This is a genomic window from Rhodococcus xishaensis, from assembly GCF_004011825.1.
Taxonomy (GTDB): Bacteria; Actinomycetota; Actinomycetes; order Mycobacteriales; family Mycobacteriaceae; genus Prescottella; species Prescottella xishaensis.
Genome location: NZ_RKLO01000002.1, coordinates 323,644 through 340,904, shown reverse-complemented (window position 1 = coordinate 340,904; position 17,261 = coordinate 323,644). Strand labels below are relative to the sequence as shown.

Sequence of the window (17,261 nt, the reverse complement as noted above, 5' to 3'; positions counted from 1 at the left end):
CGTCAGCGCTCCCCTCCCAGAGGCCGGACCTTGCCGTCGCGGGCGGTGATCCGCCCGCGCAGCACGGTGGCCGTCACCTTCGCGGGCAGGGTCATCGCCTCGTACGGGGTGTTGTCCGCGACGCTGGCCAGGTCCGGTCCGTGCACCGTCCACTCGACCTCAGGGTCGACGAGCACCAGGTTCGCCGCCTCTCCCACCTCGATGGGCCGGCCCTGATCGTCGAGTCCGACGATCTCGGCAGGACGCTCACTCATGACGCGGGCTACACCACGCCAGTCGAGCAGCCCGGGCCGAACCATGGTCTCCACCACGATCGACAGGGCCGTCTCGAGGCCGAGCATGCCGGGGCGAGCCTGCGAGAACTCGCAGCACTTGTCCTGCTCGGCATGCGGCGCGTGGTCGGTGGCCACGCAGTCGATGATCCCTTCGGCGAGCCCCGTGCGCAGCGCTGCGACGTCCGACGCCTCACGCAGCGGCGGGTTGACCTTGTTGACCGCGTCGTACGTCTCGAGCCGCGAGTCGTCGAGCAGTAGGTGGTGTGGGGTGACCTCCGCGGTGATGGCGATGCCCTGGCCTCGGGCCCACTTCACCAGGTCGACCGAGCCTGCGGTCGAGGTATGGCAAATGTGCACGCGGGCACCGGCGTCGCGCGCGAGCAGTGCGTCGCGGGCCACGATCGACTCCTCGGCAGCGCGCGGCCAGCCGGTCAGACCCAACCTGGCCGCGGTGGGGCCCTCGTGGGCGACCGATCCGACGGTCAGGCGCGGCTCCTCGGCATGCTGTGCGATCAGGACGCCGAGCGAGCTCGAGTATTCGAGCGCGCGGCGCATTACGAGCGGGTCCGCGACGCAGTGGCCGTCGTCGGAGAACATCCTCACCCGACCGGCACCGGCGGCCATCGTCGCCATCTCTGCGAGCTGCTTGCCCTCGAGCCCGACGGTGACGGCGCCGACGGGATGCACGTCGACCAGGCCGACATCCTGGCCGCGGCGCCACACGTGATCGGTGATGACCGCGGTGTCGGCTACCGGGTCGGTGTTGGCCATCGCGAACACCGCGGTGTAGCCGCCGAGCGCGGCGGCGGCAGAGCCGGTGTCGACGGTCTCGGTGTCCTCCCTGCCGGGCTCACGCAGGTGCGTGTGTAGATCGACGAAGCCGGGAAGCAGGATCTGGCCAGAGCCGTCGATCACCTCGGTGTCCGCGCTGGCCGTGAGATCGGCGCCGATCTCGAGGATCTGGTTGTCGCCGAGCAGGAGGTCTGTAGGCTCGCCCTCGCCGTACACCAGAACGTTCTTGATCAACACGTTCCCGCTCGCGGACATCTGCGGCGCCACCTCTTCGCTTCTCGTATCGTGCCGGCCGCTCACGCGACCTCTTCCGTACCCACCAGCAGGCGGAACAGGACCGCCATTCGTACGTGAACGCCGTTCGTGACCTGCTGCAGCACAGCAGCTTTCGGCGAATCCGCGACCGACGACGCGATCTCCATGCCGCGCAGCATCGGTCCGGGGTGCAGAACCACCGCGTGGTCTGCCAGCAACCCGAGTCGTTTCTCGGACAGGCCGTAGGTGATCGCGTACTCGCGCGGTGACGGGAAGAACCCGCCGTTCATCCGCTCGGCCTGCACCCGCAGCATCAGCACCGCATCCGCACCGGGCAGTTCGGCGTCGAGCGAATGCGACACCCTGACGGGCCATGTCCCGACCCCGGCCGGCAGCAGCGTGCGCGGAGCGACCAGCACCACCTCGGCGCCGAGCATCGCGAGCAGCAGCGCGTTCGAGCGCGCCACCCGGCTGTGCAGGATGTCGCCGACGATCACGATGCGGCGACCCTCGATGCCACCGAGTCGCTGGCGCAGCGTCAGCGCATCGAGCAGAGCCTGGGTCGGATGCTCATGGGTGCCGTCACCAGCGTTGACGACCGCGGGCCCACTGTCCTCGCCTGCGCCGGTCCACGCAGCGATCTGGTTTGCAGCACCGGATGCGGGATGCCGGACGATCAGCGCGTCGGCACCCGCCGCACGCAACGTCAGGGCCGTGTCCCGCAGCGACTCGCCCTTCGACACCGACGAACTGGACGCGCTGACGTTGATGACGTCCGCGCTCATCCACTTGCCGGCCACCTCGAACGACACCCTGGTGCGGGTCGAGTTCTCGAAGAAGACCGTCATGACGGTCCGCCCACGAAGCGTCGGTAGTTTTTTGACCTCGCGCCCTAGCAGCGCCTGCTCGAGCCGTTCGGCATCGTCGAGCAACGCGGTCGCCGAGTCCCGGGTCAGATCCGCGACGGAGAGCAGGTGCTTCACTTGTCGTTCTCCTCTGTGTGCCCGGTCTCCTCTGTGTCAACACGGGCCTCGGGGACCTGCTCGGAAATCGGCCCACTCGACAGCACGACACCGTCGCGTCCGTCGTGCTCGGCGAGTAGCACGGCGACGTCCTCCGTGCGTGCAGTGGGCACGTTCTTGCCCACGTAGTCCGCCCGCAGTGGCAGCTCACGATGTCCGCGGTCGACGAGCACTGCCAGCTGAACCGCACGTGGACGGCCGAGGTCGCGCAGCGCGTCGAGTGCGGAGCGGACCGTCCGGCCCGAGAACAGGACATCGTCGACGAGGACGACGAGCGCGTTGTCGACGCCGCCCTCGGGGACGGACGTCCGCTCGAGTGGCCGGTGCGGTTTGGTCCGCAGGTCGTCGCGGTAGAGCGTGATGTCGAGGGAACCAACCGGCGGCCGCACGCCCGTGAATTCGGCGATCTTGTCAGCGAGGCGAGCAGCGAGAGTGGTGCCGCGAGTCGGGATGCCGATCAGAACGACGCGCGGTGCGGATTCTTCGGCGGCGTCGAGCGCGGTCTTCTCGATGATCTGGTGGGCGATGCGGGCGATGGTCCTACCGACGTCGGCCGGGGACAGCAGTTCGCGAGCGTTTGCAGGAAGACCGGATGAAGATTCTTCGGGCATACGCATTCAGCGACCTCCTTCTCCGCCTCTCTGGACGGATCTTTAAAGGATGTCTGACGCGGCCGAGCCTATCAGCAGCCAGTTCCGCGTCAGATCAGGGGTGACATCCGATCAAGGGTAGGTAGAGCCGCGAGGCACCCTGAACACGCTGCCGCCCACCCCGATTCGGGGTGGGCGGCAGTGTGCACTTCAGGACTCGGAATCTTCGCTGCCCGCAGCGTCGGCGGCGGTTGCAGCGGCGGTGTCCGACCGCGAGCGCTGCGAGGTCGCGGCTGCGGCGGCCCGCACCTGCGGGGCGACCAGGACGACTTGGCCGAGTACGCCGTTCACGAAGCCCGGCGAGTCGTCGGTGGACAGTTCCTTCGCGAGCTCGACGGCCTCGTCGACAGCGACCACCGGTGGAACGTCGGTCGCGTGGAACAGCTCCCACACCGCGATTCGCAGGATGGCCCGGTCGACGGCGGGTAGCCGCTCGAGCGTCCAATCCTCGAGGTGAGACGCAATCACCTCGTCCAGCCGGTCCAGGTTCTCGGCCACTCCCCCGACGATCGTCATGGTGTAGTGCGCCACCGGCGCCACCGTTTCGTCGCGCCCGGCCAACTCGGCTCGCTCCTCGGCGAGTTCGACCGGGTCGACGTCGCGCGCCTCGGCCTCGAACAGGAAGTCGACGGCCCGCTTGCGGGCCTTGTGCCGTGCTCCGAGCTTCTTACGCGTACCCGACACTCAGGAATTCACGCGCCCGAGGTAGTTGCCGTCACGCGAGTCGACCTTGAGCTTGTCGCCGATATTGATGAAGAGCGGAACCTGGATCTCGGCGCCGGTCTCGAGTGTTGCCGGCTTGGTCCCGCCTGTGGAGCGGTCGCCCTGCAGACCCGGATCGGTGTGCTTGACCTCGAGTTCGACCGTGACCGGAAGCTCGACGAACAGCGGCTCGCCCTCATGCGTGGCCACCTGGACCTGCATGCTCTCGAGCATGAATCGGGCACCGTCGCCGACGGTGGCTTCGCCGATCGAGATCTGGTCGTAGGTCTCGCCGTCCATGAAGATGTAGTCGGTGCCGTCGTGGTACAGGTAGGTCATGTCGCGACGGTCGACCGTGGCAGTCTCGACCTTGACGCCCGCGTTCCAGGTTTTGTCGACAGTCTTGCCAGAGAGCACGTTCTTGATCTTCGTACGGACGAAGGCCGGCCCCTTACCCGGCTTGACGTGCTGGAACTCGAGGATCTGCCAAAGCTGACCGTCGATCTTCAGCACGAGTCCGTTCTTGAAATCGCTGGTATCTGCCACTTGGTTTCGCGTCTCCTTCAGACGATTGCGAGGTCCTTGCTGGTGAGAGTGAGGAGTTCGGGCTCCTGCTCACGAACGACGAGCGTGTCCTCGATCCTGACGCCACCGCGTCCGGAGAGATACACACCCGGTTCGACGGTCACCACCGCACCGCGTAGCAGTGTACCGGTGCCCAGCTTGCCGATCCCCGGCGCTTCGTGGATCTCCAGACCGACCCCATGGCCAAGTCCGTGCAGGAACAGGTCGCCGTAGCCGGCGTCGTCGATGACCGATCGCGCCGACGCATCCACGGATCCGACGTCGACGCCCGGCGCCAAGGCTGCACAGCCGGCTGCCTGTGCCCGAGCGACCAGTTCGTAGAGGTCTCGCTGCCACGACGACGCCCGCTCCAGGACGTATGTGCGCGTCATGTCGGAGTGGTAGCCCCCTACCTGGGCACCGAAGTCCAGCTTGACGAAGTCGCCGGACTGCAGGACCGCTCCGGTCGGTCGGTGGTGCGGAATCGCGGAGTTCGGCCCGGCGGCAACGATCGTCTCGAAAGAAATACCGTCCGCACCGTGATCGAGCATCAACGATTCGAGTTCCCGGCCGACCTCGCGCTCGGTGCGCCCGGGTCGTAGCCCGCCGCGCTGGACAAGGTCCGCGAGAGCGCGATCAGCGACGGCGCACGCACGCCGCAGCAGCTTGATCTCGCTCTCGTCCTTGACCTCGCGCAACTCCTCGACGATGTGGGGCGCCCTCTCGAACACAATTCCGTCCGTGGCGTCGGACCACGCGGTGTGCTGGTCGACAGTCACGACATGGCTCTCGAACCCGAGCTTGCCGAGACTCCAATCGAGCGCGAGTTCCAACAGCTTCGGCCCAGTGGCCCGCGCGATCTCGGCACGTAGGTCCGGCACCTGTTCTGCCACCTGGACCAGATATCGCCCGTCGGTGCAGATGACGGTGTGGTCCTCGGCGTCGGCCCGGTCAGCGGCGGAGACCAGTAGCGCCGCGTTCGATCCGGTGAATCCGGTGAGATAGCGGATGTTGAGCAGGTCGGTGACCAGCAGGGCATCGAGTTCGCGGTCGCGCAACACCTCGCGCAACCTCGAGCGGCGTGCGGAGGTCGGAGCGGTCACCGGGTCGATCGACATGCCTCGAAACTACCGTTGACCTCCCGCGACGGCACGCCGAGGGCACCGTGTCGAATGCACGCACCAATAGGTGTCGTAGACCGCTCGGGCTGGTTCGTGTGGGTTAGGACACAGACTCCAAATCCAGCTGGCTACGCTGTGCCACATGAATGGGTGGGTCGTACGGGGTCTCGGTCTCGCATTGGTACACGTGGTGGTGCGCACCTTTCTCGGTGCCGCGGTGACACAGTGGCCGCAACAGGGCAGCATCATGCGGTGGTTCGCGCTGATCCTCGTGATCCTCGCAGCGATTGCCTGGGCAGGGCTCGACGGCATCCGCGACCGTCGCGCCTACCCCGACCCGGACGACGGCGCAGACCTGACGATGATGTGGCTCAAGGCCGCGTTCGTCACCGGCGTCGTCGCGGGCGCCCTGTCCTGGTTCGTCGAGCTCGTGCTCGACATCCCGGTAACCAACGGCGGACTGTTCTTCGAGTTGACCTCGGCAGCGGCGTTCACTGTTCTCGTGGTCTTCGTCCCGGCGACGATTGCGATCACTCTGGGTCGGCTCTTCGTCGCGCGCGAGACAAGCAAGTCCGGCGTGCCCGGCGAGGACTTCGAAGACGCCGCCGCCGAGTCCTACGCCGGCAGCGAGTGGTCGTACGAGCACGGCTCCCAGAGCGGATACGACTCGGACACCGGCGCCCAGGAGGCCAGCGACGCCGACAACACCGACACCGAGGTGTTCCCGGCGGTCGACAAGGACCGCCGGCCCGACGGAGCAGATCGCGCCGAACAGTAGGAGCGAGGCGGCTTCGTCAACCTCGCTCCGCGAGGTCGGCCGTCAGCCTCGCTCCGCGAGGAAGCGCAACGCCAGGCCGTAACCCGCGACGCCGAGCCCGACGATCGACCCCGTCGCCACCGCGCCCAGATACGAGTGGTGGCGGAAGTCCTCCCGCGCATGGACGTTCGAGATGTGCAACTCCACGAGACCGGCCGTCAGCTCCGCGCACGCGTCACGCAGGACCACCGACGTGTGGGTCAGGCCACCGGCGTTGAGAATCACCGGCTCGCGGGCATCCGCGGCCTCGTGGATCCATCGGACCAGCTCGCCCTCGCTGTCACTTTGACGGACGACCACCTCGATCCCTAGCTCGGCCGCCGCGCGCTTGCACGATGCGACGAGATCGTCGTGGGTGGTGGAACCGTAGACCTCGGGCTGGCGCTTGCCGAGCCGACCCAAGTTGGGTCCGTTGATGACCTGAACCCTCACAGCAGCACCGTCCCTCCGCTAGGGCTCTCGTCCCGCGCGACGGCCGAGTACGCGGCGGCGAGCAACGTGGGATCGGGCCCCTCGAGGCGGCCCGGCTTGGCGAGACCATCGAGCACGACGAAACGGAGCATGCCGGCGCGGTTCTTCTTGTCGGTCTGCATGCCCTCGAGCAATTGCGCGAACGCGTCACCGTCGTACGTGGTGGGCAGGCCGACGAGCTCGAGGATCGAGCGGTGCCGGTCGGCGGTCGCATCGTCGAGGCGACCTGCGAGACGGCCGAGTTCGGCGGCGAAGACCAACCCCACCGACACCGCGGCACCATGACGCCAGCGGTAGCGCTCACGCCGTTCGATAGCGTGACCGAGCGTGTGCCCGTAGTTGAGGATCTCCCGAAGACTCGACTCGCGTAGATCCGCGGCGACCACCTTGGCCTTGACCTCGACCGAGCGACGAATCAACTCGGGCAGGACCGTCCCGGTCGGATCCATTGCGGCCTCGGGATCGGCCTCGATGAGGTCCAGGATGACGGGATCGGCGATGAAACCGGTCTTGATGACCTCCGCCATGCCCGCGACGATCTCGTTGCGCGGCACCGTCTCGAGCGTCGCCAGGTCGACCAGGACCGCGGACGGCTCATGAAAGGCACCGACCAGGTTCTTCCCGGCTTCGGTGTTGATACCGGTCTTGCCGCCCACTGCGGCGTCGACCATCGCCAGGAGCGTCGTGGGGACGTGCACTATCCGCACCCCGCGCATCCACGTCGCGGCGACGAACCCCGCGAGGTCGGTTGCGGCACCGCCACCGAGACTGACGACCGCGTCTTTGCGCGTCAGGCCGATGCGGCCGAGCACCTCCCAGCAAAAGCCCGCCACCGCGAGTTCCTTGCCTTCCTCGGCATCCGGGATCTCGATGCGGTGGGCGTCGATCCCCGTCTCCGCAAGAGCCGTTCGCACCGCCTCCGCAGTCTCGGCGAGCGGGGGTTGGTGGAAGATCGCCACCGTGCGGGTGCCCGCAAGTTCCTCGACGAGTTCGCCGAGCAGGCCCCGTCCGATGATCACCGGATAGGGATCGGCCGTTGCGACTTCGACGCGTACCGGTTCCGTCACTGCTCTACTACTCCGCTTCTGTGTCGTCTCGTGTCAGGTCGTCTCGTGTCAGGTCGTCTACTGTCTGCTCGCCTCGTGTCGAACTGCCCGATCCGGATCCATCGGCCAACTTCTTCACCAACTGCTGAACCACGCGGCTAGGGCTCCGAGCATCGGTGCGCACCTTGATGCTCGCCACCTGCCGGTACAGCGGCTTGCGACGGCGCATCAGGGCGTAGTACTGCGCCTTCGGGTCACTACCGGCCAGCAGTGGCCGACCCGAATTCGCGCCGGTCCGCTTCAGCCCTTCCGCAACACTGATCTCCAGATACACCACGGTATGCCCGGCCAGCCGGGAACGGGTGCGATCGGACAGGATCGCGCCGCCGCCGAGGGACAGGACCCCGTCATGCGACTCGAGCGCCTCCTCCACGACCTGCTCCTCGAGCTCCCGGAAGTAACCTTCCCCCTCGGTCGCGAAGATCTCTGGGATAGTACGTCCGGTCCGACGCTCGATCTCGACGTCGGTATCGAGTAGCTCGAGTTCGAGCGCATTCGCGAGCCGCCGACCGATGGTCGACTTGCCCGCGCCGGGCGGCCCGATCAGCACGGCGCGTGGTGTCATCCGATCACCGCGGCGGACGAGCGGCTATGCCGTCGACATAGCGCTGGAAGTTCGAGCGGGTCTCGGCGATCGAGTCGCCGCCGAACTTGTCGAGCGCGGCCTGTGCGACCACGAGCGCGACCATCGCCTCGGCGACAACCCCTGCGGCCGGGACCGCGCACACATCGGAGCGCTGATGGATCGCGACAGCTTCCTCGCCGGTCGCCATGTCGACGGTCGACAGGGCGCGCGGGACTGTCGAGATCGGCTTCATTGCCGCTCGAACACGCAGCGCCTCACCGTTGGTCATGCCGCCCTCGAGGCCGCCGGCGCGGTTGGTCGACCGCAGGACCCCATCAGGGCCGGGACGCATCTCGTCGTGGGCAGCGCTGCCGCGGCGCCGCGCAGTCTCGAAGCCGTCGCCGACCTCGACGCCCTTGATCGCCTGGATACCCATGAGGGCCGCCGCCAGACGGGAATCGAGACGGTCGGGGCCGCTGACGAACGAACCGAGGCCCACCGGCAGTCCGTGTACGACCACCTCGACGACACCACCGAGCGTGTCGCCGTCCTTCTTGGCTGCCTCGATCTCGGCGATCATCGAGGATTCGGCCGCTTCGTCGAACGCTCGCACCGGGCTGGCGTCGATCGCCTCGAGATCACCGGCGAGCGGGCCAGGACCGACGTACGGATCGGAGGCTCCGATGGAGATGACGTGTGAGAGGACCTCGACGCCGAAGAGCTGGCGCAGGAACTGGCGGGCCACCGTGCCGGCCGCCACGCGGGCCGCCGTCTCGCGAGCGCTCGCACGCTCGAGGACCGGGCGGGCGTCGTCGAAGCCGTATTTGAGCATGCCCGAGTAGTCCGCGTGGCCGGGACGGGGCCGGGTGAGCGGCGCGTTGCGTGCCTGGCCGGCCAATTCGTCTTCGTCCACCGGGTCGGCGGACATGATGGTCTCCCACTTGGGCCATTCGGTGTTGCCGACCTCGATCGCGACCGGACCACCCAAGGTGCGGCCGTGCCGGACGCCACCGATGATCGTGACCTTGTCGGCCTCGAACTTCATGCGGGCACCGCGACCGTAGCCGAGGCGTCGGCGCGCAAGTTGCGTCGAGATATCGTCCGACGTCACCTCGACGCCGGCGACCATCCCCTCGAGCATGGAAACGAGGGCGGGACCATGGGACTCTCCAGCAGTTATCCAGCGCAACACATGCAGCATCTTTCCACGTCGGTGGCCTCCGCCTCGACAGCGGGCCACCCCCCGGCCGTCGCGTCGGCCGTCGTCTCAGGCGCCACGGGGCCACCACCGTCGTCGCCCCGATCCAGTCGCCCCGCTCTAGCCGAGGGCCGCCGCCATCGCCTTTCGCGGCGCGGGCATCCCTGTGAACTGCTCCACCTGCCCGTACGCCTGATTGAGCAGCATCGCCAGTCCCCCCACGACCGTGCCGCCTGAGCGCTCGACCGATTCGGCAAGAGGCGTCGGCCACGGGTCGTAGATGGCGTCGAGAACGAACGGGGCGCCGCCGAGCGCCTCGGCGTAGGGCGCGGCACCCGCTGCCGGAATGGTGCTGACCAGCACCGCGGACCCCACACAGAGCGCACCGAGCCGATCGTTGTCGAACGTCACGTGTCGCACGGCCAGCCCCACCGCTTCCGCACAGTCGAGCGTGGCGCGGGCACGATCGGCGTCGCGCGCCACCACGGTCACCGACGAAACACCCAGGTCGGCAAGGGCTACCAGCGCGGGTCGTGCGGTCCCACCGGCCCCGACCACCACCGCCGACCTCCCGGACAGGTCGCCGACGCCACCATCGACGAGGGAGCCACGGACACCGTCGACGTCGGTGCAGTCGGCCCGCCATCCGCCGTCGATGCGTACGAGGGTGTTGGCCGACCCGACCGCAACGGCGCGTTCGGTGCGCTCGGTGGCGAAGTCGAGCGCCGCGACCTTGCCGGGCATCGTCACCGACAGGCCGACCCAGTCGGGTCCGAGACCCGCGACCAGGCCGGGCAACTGCTCGCCGGTGCACTCGATGCGCTCGTACGTCCACTCGGTCAGCCCCAACGCCCGGTAAGCCGCGAGGTGGAGTTGCGGGGACTTGGAGTGCGTGATCGGACTGCCGAGAACTGCGGCTTTACGCGCGGACACGTCGGTCACCTTCCACTGTCGAGAATCCCACTGCGGTGCGCCAGCTCGATGTTCGCGAGGTGCTCTTCGTAGCTGCGCGTGAAGAGCGTCGTGCCGTTCTTGTCGATGGTCACGAAATACAGGTAGTCCCCGGGAGCCGGGTTCTCCGCCGCCCGAAGGGCATTGATGCTCGGCGCGGAGATCGGCGATGCGGGCAGACCCGGCATGGCGTACGTGTTCCACGGCGTGACCCGAGCGCGGTCGGCGTCCGTGGTGGCGACCTCGACCTCGTCGAGGGAGTAGTTCACGGTGGAGTCGAACTGCAGGGGCTGGTTCACGGCGAGGCGGTTCAGCACAACCCGTGCGACCTTGTCGAAGTCTGCGGGCAATGCCTCACGTTCGACGAGCGAGGCGACGATGAGTATCTGATAGGGGTTCAGACCCACACTCGCACCGGCGGTCTCGATGCCGGTGGTCGCGTAGCTCTCGGCACTCGCACTCACGAGCTGGCGCAGGATCTCGGTGGGCGGCTGCGTCGGATCGAAGTTCCAGCTACCGGCCGCGATCAACCCCTCGAGTTGGCGGTCCCGGTCCGGGACGCTCGCGACCTGAGGGCGGGCCCAGACCGGAACACCGAGCGCCACCAGGTCGGTTCCCGCTCCGGCCTGGTTGAGCTGGTCATAGGTGACGCACTTCTTTTCGTCGGCGGGTCCCACACAGCTGGCCTCGGCGATCAGGCTGTAGATGCCCTTCTTGACCGCACCGGTCGTTACGTCGCGTGTGTCGTGCAGCTGGCGTCCCTCCGCGATCACTACCGCCCCCACTCGTGTCTCCGGTGACACAAGTGCCGACACCGCATCCGCACCAGAGATCTTGGTCTCGATCGCATAGAAGCCGGGCCGTACCGAACTCATCTCGTCGTTGCGCAGCGCAGCGCGATAGAACGCGGCCTCACTCTTGACGACGTCCTTGATCACCATCTCGCCCGCGATGTCGTCAGCGGTATCACCCGGGTGTACCTGGACGACAACCTCGGGACCGCCGGGCCCGGAGTAGTCGGGTACCTCGGTCATCCAGTCGTACACAGCAGCGCCGATGCCTCCGAGGAGGACCGCACCGGCAAGAACCCCGATGATCCGGCCCCGGCGCTTGGGCTTGCGACGCCTGGCGACGGGCGGTTGCGGGGCCTCCCGGTGGCTGGTCGGGTGCGCGCCGACTGGAGGCGGCGCGTGTCGCCGTGGGTCCTCGTACGGGTACCGGTCGTAGTCCGGTTGCCAGCCCCGGCCCTGGTCGGTATAGCCCTGGTCGGTTTGGCCGTGGTCGGTTTGACCGTGGTCTCGTCGTCCCCGACCCCGGGCATGCTCTGGCGAATTCCGTTGGTGGCCGTGGCTATTCCGGTGGCCGTGGCTATTCCGGTGGCCGTGGTTCGGCGCGGCGCCGTAGCCGGTTGGGTCGTAGAAGCGGTGATCACCCGCGCGGCCGGCGGTCGACTCGTCGTGGCGGCGCCCCGTCGGCTTCCGATGATCACTCACAGGCCGTCCTCCGTGGGTCGTCGCCTGCCTTCCAAGTCCGTCACGCTCACCGCTCTGCTCCGCTCGTCCAACCAGCCCTGCAAGATCGCCACCGCCGCGGCTTGATCGATCATCGGCCGTTGTCCCTTGGCTCGGATCCCGCTCTCGCGCAGTGCACGCGATGCGGTGACCGTCGTCAGTCGCTCGTCCGCCATTCGCACCGGAATCGGGTCGATGCTGCGCTGCAGTCGCCGTGCGAAGGCGGATGCGAGATCGGCAGCCTTCCCACGTTCGCCGCGCAGGGTCTGCGGCAAGCCGACGATCACCTCGACGGCCTCGTACTCCTCGACCAGCGCGACAATGCGTCGGATGTCCGGCGCATCGGGCCCCCTTTCCTTGGAGCGGGGAACCGTCTCCACCGGCGTCGCGAGGATGCAGTTGGGATCCGACGACGCCACCCCGATCCGCACACTGCCGACATCGATGCCGATCCGACGTCCCGGACCGGGATCCTCGACCCCAGGCCGATCCGGCCCGGACGGATCGGGACTGGTTGGACCCGACACAGCCGACGGCACCGCTAGGAGTTCCCGGTCAACTCGGCGACCCGGCCGCGCACGCCGTTGAGGGCCGCGGGGATACCCGATACATCGGAGCCGGAACCCTGCGCCATGTCCGCCTTGCCGCCGCCACGACCGCCGATCAGCGGGCCGAAGCTCGAGACCAGGTCACCGGCCTTGATACCGAGATCCTGGGCGGCCTTCGTCGTCGCTACGACGAACGGCACCTTTCCGTCGGCGTTTCCGAGCAGCACCACCACGGCAGGCTGGGTGCCGAAGCGGCCGCGGACGTCACTGACCAGGCCGCGCAGATCGTTTCCGGCAACGCCGTCAGGAGCCTGCTCGGCGACGAGCAGCACGTCACCGATTCGATGGGCCTTGTCGACGTACGTTCCGGCAGACGCGAGAACGGCCGCCGCCTTGGTGGCTTCGAGTTCCTTCTCAGCCGCACGCAGTCGCTCAACCAGTGCCTCGACGCGGGCGGGGACCTCGTCCGAAGGCACCTTGAGCGACGACGCGAGACCGGCGAGCAGCGCACGCTCCTTTGCCAGATAGCGGTACGAGTCGAGACCGACGAACGCCTCGACGCGACGCACACCTGAGCCGACCGACGACTCGCCGAGCAAGGTGACCGGCCCGATCTGCGCCGACGCCTGCACGTGGGTTCCGCCACACAGTTCCATCGAGAACGGTCCGCCGATCTCGACGACCCGGACCTCGTCGCCGTAGTTCTCACCGAACAGCGCTATCGCGCCCATCTGCTTCGCCTTGGTGAGATCGGTGACGAAGGTGTTGACGTGATGATTCGCGGCGACGGCCTCGTTGGTGACAGCCTCGATCTCCTGCTTCTGGGACTCCGAGAGCTGGCCCTGCCAGTTGAAGTCGAACCGCAGATAACCCGGCTTGTTCAGCGAGCCGGCCTGAACGGCGTTGGGGCCGAGCACCTGCCGAAGCGCGGCATGCACCATGTGGGTGCCCGAGTGGCCCTGGGTCGCGCCCCTGCGCCACCCGGGATCAACCTGAGCGAGGACGATGTCGCCCTCGGTGATCTGGCCTTCGTTGACCGTGACCCTGTGCACCCACACCTTCTTGGCGATCTTCTGCACGTCGTTGACCTGCACCCGCAGGCCGGACGCGGTGATCGTGCCGCGGTCGGCGATCTGGCCGCCGGCCTCCGCGTACAGCGGGCTGCGGTCGAGGATCACCTCCACGTCCTCGCCGGCCTTTGCGGTGGGCACCCGGACACCGTTGGAGATGAGCGCCAGCACGTGTGCCTCGGAGACGAGTTCGTTGAAACCGGTGAACTCGGTGGGACCGCGGTCGACGAACTCCTTGTAGACCTTCAGGTCGGCGTGCGCGTGCTTGCGGGCCTGCGCGTCCTCCTTGGCGCGCTTGCGCTGCTCCGCCATGAGGGAGCGGAAGCCGTCCTCGTCTACGTCGAGTCCGGCTTCGGCCGCCATCTCGAGCGTCAGGTCGATCGGGAAGCCGTAGGTGTCGTGCAATACGAATGCCTCGTTGCCGCCGAACACCTTCTTGCCGGCCGCCTTGACCTGCTCTGCCTCGGCCTCGAACATCTTCGATCCGGCCGCGATGGTCCGCAGGAACGCGGTCTCCTCACCTACGGCGACAGCCAGGATGCGCTCGAAGTCGGTCGCCAGCTCGGGATACGAGGGCGACATGGTGTCACTGACGACGGTGACGAACTCACCCATGCTCGGCTTCTCGGCGCCGAGCAGTTTCGCGGACCGGATGATCCGACGCAGCAGTCGGCGCAGCACGTAGCCGCGACCCTCGTTGCCGGGATTGACGCCGTCGGCGATGAGCATCACGGCGGTGCGGGCGTGGTCTGCGATGACACGGAAGCGGACGTCGGCCTCGTGGTCGGTGCCGTAGGTACGGCCGGACAGCTCCTCCGCCCTGGTGATGACGGGGCGAACCAGGTCGGTCTCATACACGTTGTCGACGCCCTGCAGCAGGAACGCGACACGTTCGACGCCCATCCCGGTGTCGATGTTCTTCTTCGGCAGCGGGCCGAGGATCTCGAAGCTGTCCTTGCCGGACCCCAGGCCGCGCTCGTTCTGCATGAACACGAGGTTCCAGATCTCGAGGTAGCGGTCCTCATCGGCCTCGGGTCCGCCTGCCCTGCCGTACTCGGGGCCACGGTCGTAGTAGATCTCCGAGCACGGACCACACGGACCGGGGACGCCCATGGACCAGTAGTTGTCGGCCATGCCCCGGCTCTGGATGCGCTCGTCGGGGATGCCGGCCTCTTCCTTCCAGAGTTCTCGCGCCTCGTCGTCGTCGAGGTAGACGGTGACCCACAACCGCTCGGGGTCGAAGCCGTAGCCGCCGTCGTCGACGCTGCTGGTCAGCAGCGACCACGCGTGCCTGATGGCCTCGCGCTTGAAATAGGCACCGAACGAGAAATTACCAGCCATCTGAAAGAACGTGTTGTGGCGCGTCGTGATGCCGACGTTCTCGATGTCGAGGGTGCGCACGCACTTCTGGACGCTGGTAGCCGCGTCGTAGGGGGGCGTTTCCTGGCCGAGGAAGAACGGAACGAACTGGACCATGCCGGCGTTGACGAACAGCAGGTTCGGGTCGTCGAGAATCAGCGAGGCGCTAGGCACCTCGGTGTGGCCCGCCTTGACGAAGTGGTCGAGGAAGCGCCTACGGATCTCGTGGGTCTGCACCTGTGTCTGTCCTTCGCATGTCGCAGTTTTCAGCCGCCAATGTCGCCTCCGAGATGCGAATCAGCCATTGGCAAGCTTAACGCCCTCTTATGCACCGATTATTCGCCGCATGTGACGCCCGAGGCGAGGCGGTCCGACCGAAGCCTGTGATCACCCGCCGATATCGGTCATCAATCCGCGGGCATATCGGGCGGGCGGGACACCGATCGCCGCCCTGAAATCGCGGGTGAGGTGTGCCTGGTCGTACCCGCCGAGCACGACGGCCAATTCTGAAACGTCGCAGTATCCGCTGCAGTGTGCGGTCGGTCAGGCCATGGCGGCGGGAGGCTCCGCAGCGCGGACGACCGTGCGGTCCGAAGCAACGTCCTCCACGACGGCTCAGAGCCTCCGGTACTCCGGGTCCGGGGCGGGACGCAGACGTGTCGCGACGCTATGTCTCCCTCCTCCACCGACACGTGCCGGCCGGGTGGGTGACCCGCCCGGCAACCACTCCCGGGAGGCGCAGCGCCGCGTCGAGCAGTGGCTCGCAACACAGCCCACGTAGTGAAGCAGGCCACCATCCGGCTTGGGGGAACGTCCGCGACGCTCAACCGCCGCGGACGATCCGGCGCAGCTTCGGTACCCGGCCGGCCAGCTCCCGCTCCGAGCCGTGAGTGGTCGGCTGGTAGTAGTCGACTCCGACGAGTTCGTCCGGCGGATACTGTTGCGGCAGTATGCCATCCGGATGGTCGTGGGGATACTGGTAGCCGACCGCATTGCCGAGTTGCGCGGCGCCCGCGTAGTGGCCATCCCGCAGATGCGCCGGCACCAGCCCGGAGTTGCCGGCCGCGACATCGGCCATCGCGGCGCCCAACGCAGCGATGACGGCGCCCGACTTGGGCGCGGTCGCGAGGTGGATCGTGGCCTGCGCTAAGGCGAGTCGCGCCTCGGGCATACCGATTAGCTGGACCGCCTGCGCGGCAGCGGTCGCGGTCTGCAGCGCCGTCGGGTCGGCCATGCCGATGTCCTCGCTGGCGTGCACGACGAGACGACGGGCTATGAAGCGGGGATCCTCTCCCGCAGTGATCATCCGCGCGAGGTAGTGCAGTGCAGCGTCGACGTCCGAACCGCGGATCGACTTGATGAACGCACTGATCACGTCGTAGTGCTGGTCGCCGTCCCGGTCGTAGCGCACGGCCGCCTTGTCGACGCTGGACTCGACGGTCTCGAGGTCGAGGATCGCGGGACGCTCGTCGGTCCGGTCGAGGGCGGTCCCGGCCGCTGCCTCGAGCGCCGTCAACGCTCGACGCGCGTCACCGGCGGCGAGCCGGACGAGATGCTCGAACGCGTCGTCAGCTATCTCGATGGACCCACCGAGGCCACGCTCGTCAAGGCGGGCGCGCTCGATGAGCAGTCGTATGTCGTCGCCCGTGAGCGACTGCAGCTGCAACACCAGAGACCGCGACAGCAGCGGTGAGACCACCGAGAATGACGGGTTCTCGGTGGTCGCCGCGACGAGCAGCACTATGCGATTCTCGACTGCGGCGAGCAACGCGTCCTGCTGGGTCTTGGAGAATCGGTGGACCTCGTCGATGAACAGCACGGTCTGTTCGCCCTGAAGCAGCCGCCGCCGAGCTAACTCGATAACGCCGCGCACTTCCTTGACACCGGCCGACAGCGCGGACAGCGCCTCGAACTTGCGGCCGGTGGCGCCGGAGATCAGCGACGCCAGGGTCGTCTTGCCTGTCCCGGGCGGCCCGTAGAGCAGCACCGAAGACGCTCCCGAGCCCTCGACAAGACGCCGAAGCGGAGTGCCCGGCCCCAGCAGGTGCTGCTGGCCGACCACTTCCGAGAGCGTCGTCGGCCGCATACGGACCGCGAGAGGTGCGCCGGCGTTCGTTGTCGGTGCGTGACGCGTCACCGACGTGAGCGGCTCGGGCTCGGATTCGGCGGCCGGTGCCTCGAACAGGCCCGCCGACTCGTCCGCGGTGTCCGTGTCGCCGAAGAAATCAGTCACGCCTCGACGCTACTAGCCGCCACCGACTGGTTCGACGGAACGAGCTGCGCT

16 protein-coding genes are annotated in these 17,261 nt (G+C 67.6%); 1 reads left to right on the top strand and 15 read right to left on the bottom strand.

All coding sequences use genetic code 11. The annotated features are described in order from the left end of the window. Window positions 1–2: 2 nt before the first annotated feature. The 6 genes from EGT50_RS06030 to EGT50_RS06005 form a co-directional block, all read right to left on the bottom strand. On the bottom strand, window positions 3–1,322 hold the full coding sequence (locus EGT50_RS06030; protein WP_127951674.1) for a dihydroorotase: 1,320 nt from the start codon (window positions 1,320–1,322) through the stop codon (window positions 3–5). A 41-nt stretch (window positions 1,323–1,363) separates the two neighbouring features. Continuing rightward, window positions 1,364–2,305 carry an aspartate carbamoyltransferase catalytic subunit gene (locus tag EGT50_RS06025; RefSeq protein WP_127951673.1) on the bottom strand — a complete coding sequence of 314 codons (942 nt, stop codon included), beginning with the start codon at window positions 2,303–2,305 and terminating at the stop codon, window positions 1,364–1,366. Then, window positions 2,302–2,961, bottom strand: a complete 660-nt coding sequence (pyrR, locus tag EGT50_RS06020; protein WP_235870603.1) for a bifunctional pyr operon transcriptional regulator/uracil phosphoribosyltransferase PyrR — start codon at window positions 2,959–2,961, stop codon at window positions 2,302–2,304. Before pyrR ends, EGT50_RS06025 begins: the two co-directional genes overlap by 4 nt. A gap of 183 nt (window positions 2,962–3,144) precedes the next feature. Then, a complete protein-coding gene (gene nusB / locus EGT50_RS06015) occupies window positions 3,145–3,678 on the bottom strand; it encodes a transcription antitermination factor NusB (RefSeq protein WP_127951672.1) in 534 nt (177 codons plus the stop codon). Next, the gene (gene efp / locus EGT50_RS06010; RefSeq protein ID WP_127951671.1) at window positions 3,679–4,242 is read right to left on the bottom strand and encodes an elongation factor P; all 564 of its coding nucleotides are present in this window, start codon (window positions 4,240–4,242) and stop codon (window positions 3,679–3,681) included. Between the two features lie 17 nt (window positions 4,243–4,259). After that, window positions 4,260–5,378, bottom strand: a complete 1,119-nt coding sequence (locus EGT50_RS06005) for a M24 family metallopeptidase (protein ID WP_127951670.1) — start codon at window positions 5,376–5,378, stop codon at window positions 4,260–4,262. Window positions 5,379–5,523: 145 nt separating this feature from the next. Between EGT50_RS06005 and EGT50_RS06000 the strand changes: the two genes are divergently transcribed. After that, window positions 5,524–6,159 carry a B-4DMT family transporter gene (locus EGT50_RS06000; protein ID WP_127951669.1) on the top strand — a complete coding sequence of 212 codons (636 nt, stop codon included), beginning with the start codon at window positions 5,524–5,526 and terminating at the stop codon, window positions 6,157–6,159. A 42-nt stretch (window positions 6,160–6,201) separates the two neighbouring features. On the opposite strand, the gene aroQ is transcribed toward EGT50_RS06000, so the two are convergent. The 9 genes from aroQ to EGT50_RS05955 all read right to left on the bottom strand — a co-directional run bounded on the left by aroQ (window position 6,202) and on the right by EGT50_RS05955 (window position 17,210). Beyond that, entirely contained in the window at window positions 6,202–6,630 is a 429-nt protein-coding gene (aroQ, locus tag EGT50_RS05995) for a type II 3-dehydroquinate dehydratase (RefSeq protein WP_127951668.1), read from the bottom strand. Continuing rightward, complete coding sequence (gene aroB / locus EGT50_RS05990; protein ID WP_127951667.1) at window positions 6,627–7,736, bottom strand: 3-dehydroquinate synthase; 1,110 nt, start codon at window positions 7,734–7,736, stop codon at window positions 6,627–6,629. Before aroB ends, aroQ begins: the two co-directional genes overlap by 4 nt. Before the next feature lie 7 nt (window positions 7,737–7,743). Next, window positions 7,744–8,340 (bottom strand): shikimate kinase, encoded by a 597-nt coding sequence (locus EGT50_RS05985; RefSeq protein ID WP_127951666.1) that lies wholly within the window; start codon window positions 8,338–8,340, stop codon window positions 7,744–7,746. 4 nt (window positions 8,341–8,344) lie between these two features. Beyond that, window positions 8,345–9,532: a chorismate synthase gene (gene aroC, locus EGT50_RS05980; RefSeq protein WP_127952217.1), complete on the bottom strand. Its 1,188-nt coding sequence runs from the start codon at window positions 9,530–9,532 to the stop codon at window positions 8,345–8,347. Between the two features lie 126 nt (window positions 9,533–9,658). Next, complete coding sequence (locus tag EGT50_RS05975; RefSeq protein WP_127951665.1) at window positions 9,659–10,480, bottom strand: shikimate dehydrogenase; 822 nt, start codon at window positions 10,478–10,480, stop codon at window positions 9,659–9,661. After that, a complete protein-coding gene (mltG, locus tag EGT50_RS05970) occupies window positions 10,477–11,982 on the bottom strand; it encodes an endolytic transglycosylase MltG (RefSeq protein WP_235870602.1) in 1,506 nt (501 codons plus the stop codon). Before mltG ends, EGT50_RS05975 begins: the two co-directional genes overlap by 4 nt. Then, window positions 11,979–12,527 (bottom strand): Holliday junction resolvase RuvX, encoded by a 549-nt coding sequence (ruvX, locus tag EGT50_RS05965; protein WP_127951664.1) that lies wholly within the window; start codon window positions 12,525–12,527, stop codon window positions 11,979–11,981. The genes mltG and ruvX overlap by 4 nt, the downstream gene beginning before the upstream one ends. A gap of 14 nt (window positions 12,528–12,541) precedes the next feature. Continuing rightward, window positions 12,542–15,214, bottom strand: coding sequence for an alanine--tRNA ligase (gene alaS, locus EGT50_RS05960; RefSeq protein ID WP_127951663.1), 2,673 nt, complete (start codon window positions 15,212–15,214; stop codon window positions 12,542–12,544). A 586-nt stretch (window positions 15,215–15,800) separates the two neighbouring features. Then, complete coding sequence (locus tag EGT50_RS05955; RefSeq protein ID WP_127951662.1) at window positions 15,801–17,210, bottom strand: replication-associated recombination protein A; 1,410 nt, start codon at window positions 17,208–17,210, stop codon at window positions 15,801–15,803. Between the last annotated feature and the right edge of the window lie 51 nt (window positions 17,211–17,261).

What these genes read in the sequence shown, in the direction of transcription:
- EGT50_RS06030 (WP_127951674.1), bottom strand. Translation starts at nt 1,322, where the DNA reads ATGTCCGCGAGCGGGAACGTGTTGATCAAGAACGTTCTGGTGTACGGC.
- pyrR (WP_235870603.1), bottom strand. Translation starts at nt 2,961, where the DNA reads ATGCGTATGCCCGAAGAATCTTCATCCGGTCTTCCTGCAAACGCTCGC.
- EGT50_RS06005 (WP_127951670.1), bottom strand. Translation starts at nt 5,378, where the DNA reads ATGTCGATCGACCCGGTGACCGCTCCGACCTCCGCACGCCGCTCGAGG.
- EGT50_RS06000 (WP_127951669.1), top strand. Translation starts at nt 5,524, where the DNA reads ATGAATGGGTGGGTCGTACGGGGTCTCGGTCTCGCATTGGTACACGTG.
- EGT50_RS05985 (WP_127951666.1), bottom strand. Translation starts at nt 8,340, where the DNA reads ATGACACCACGCGCCGTGCTGATCGGGCCGCCCGGCGCGGGCAAGTCG.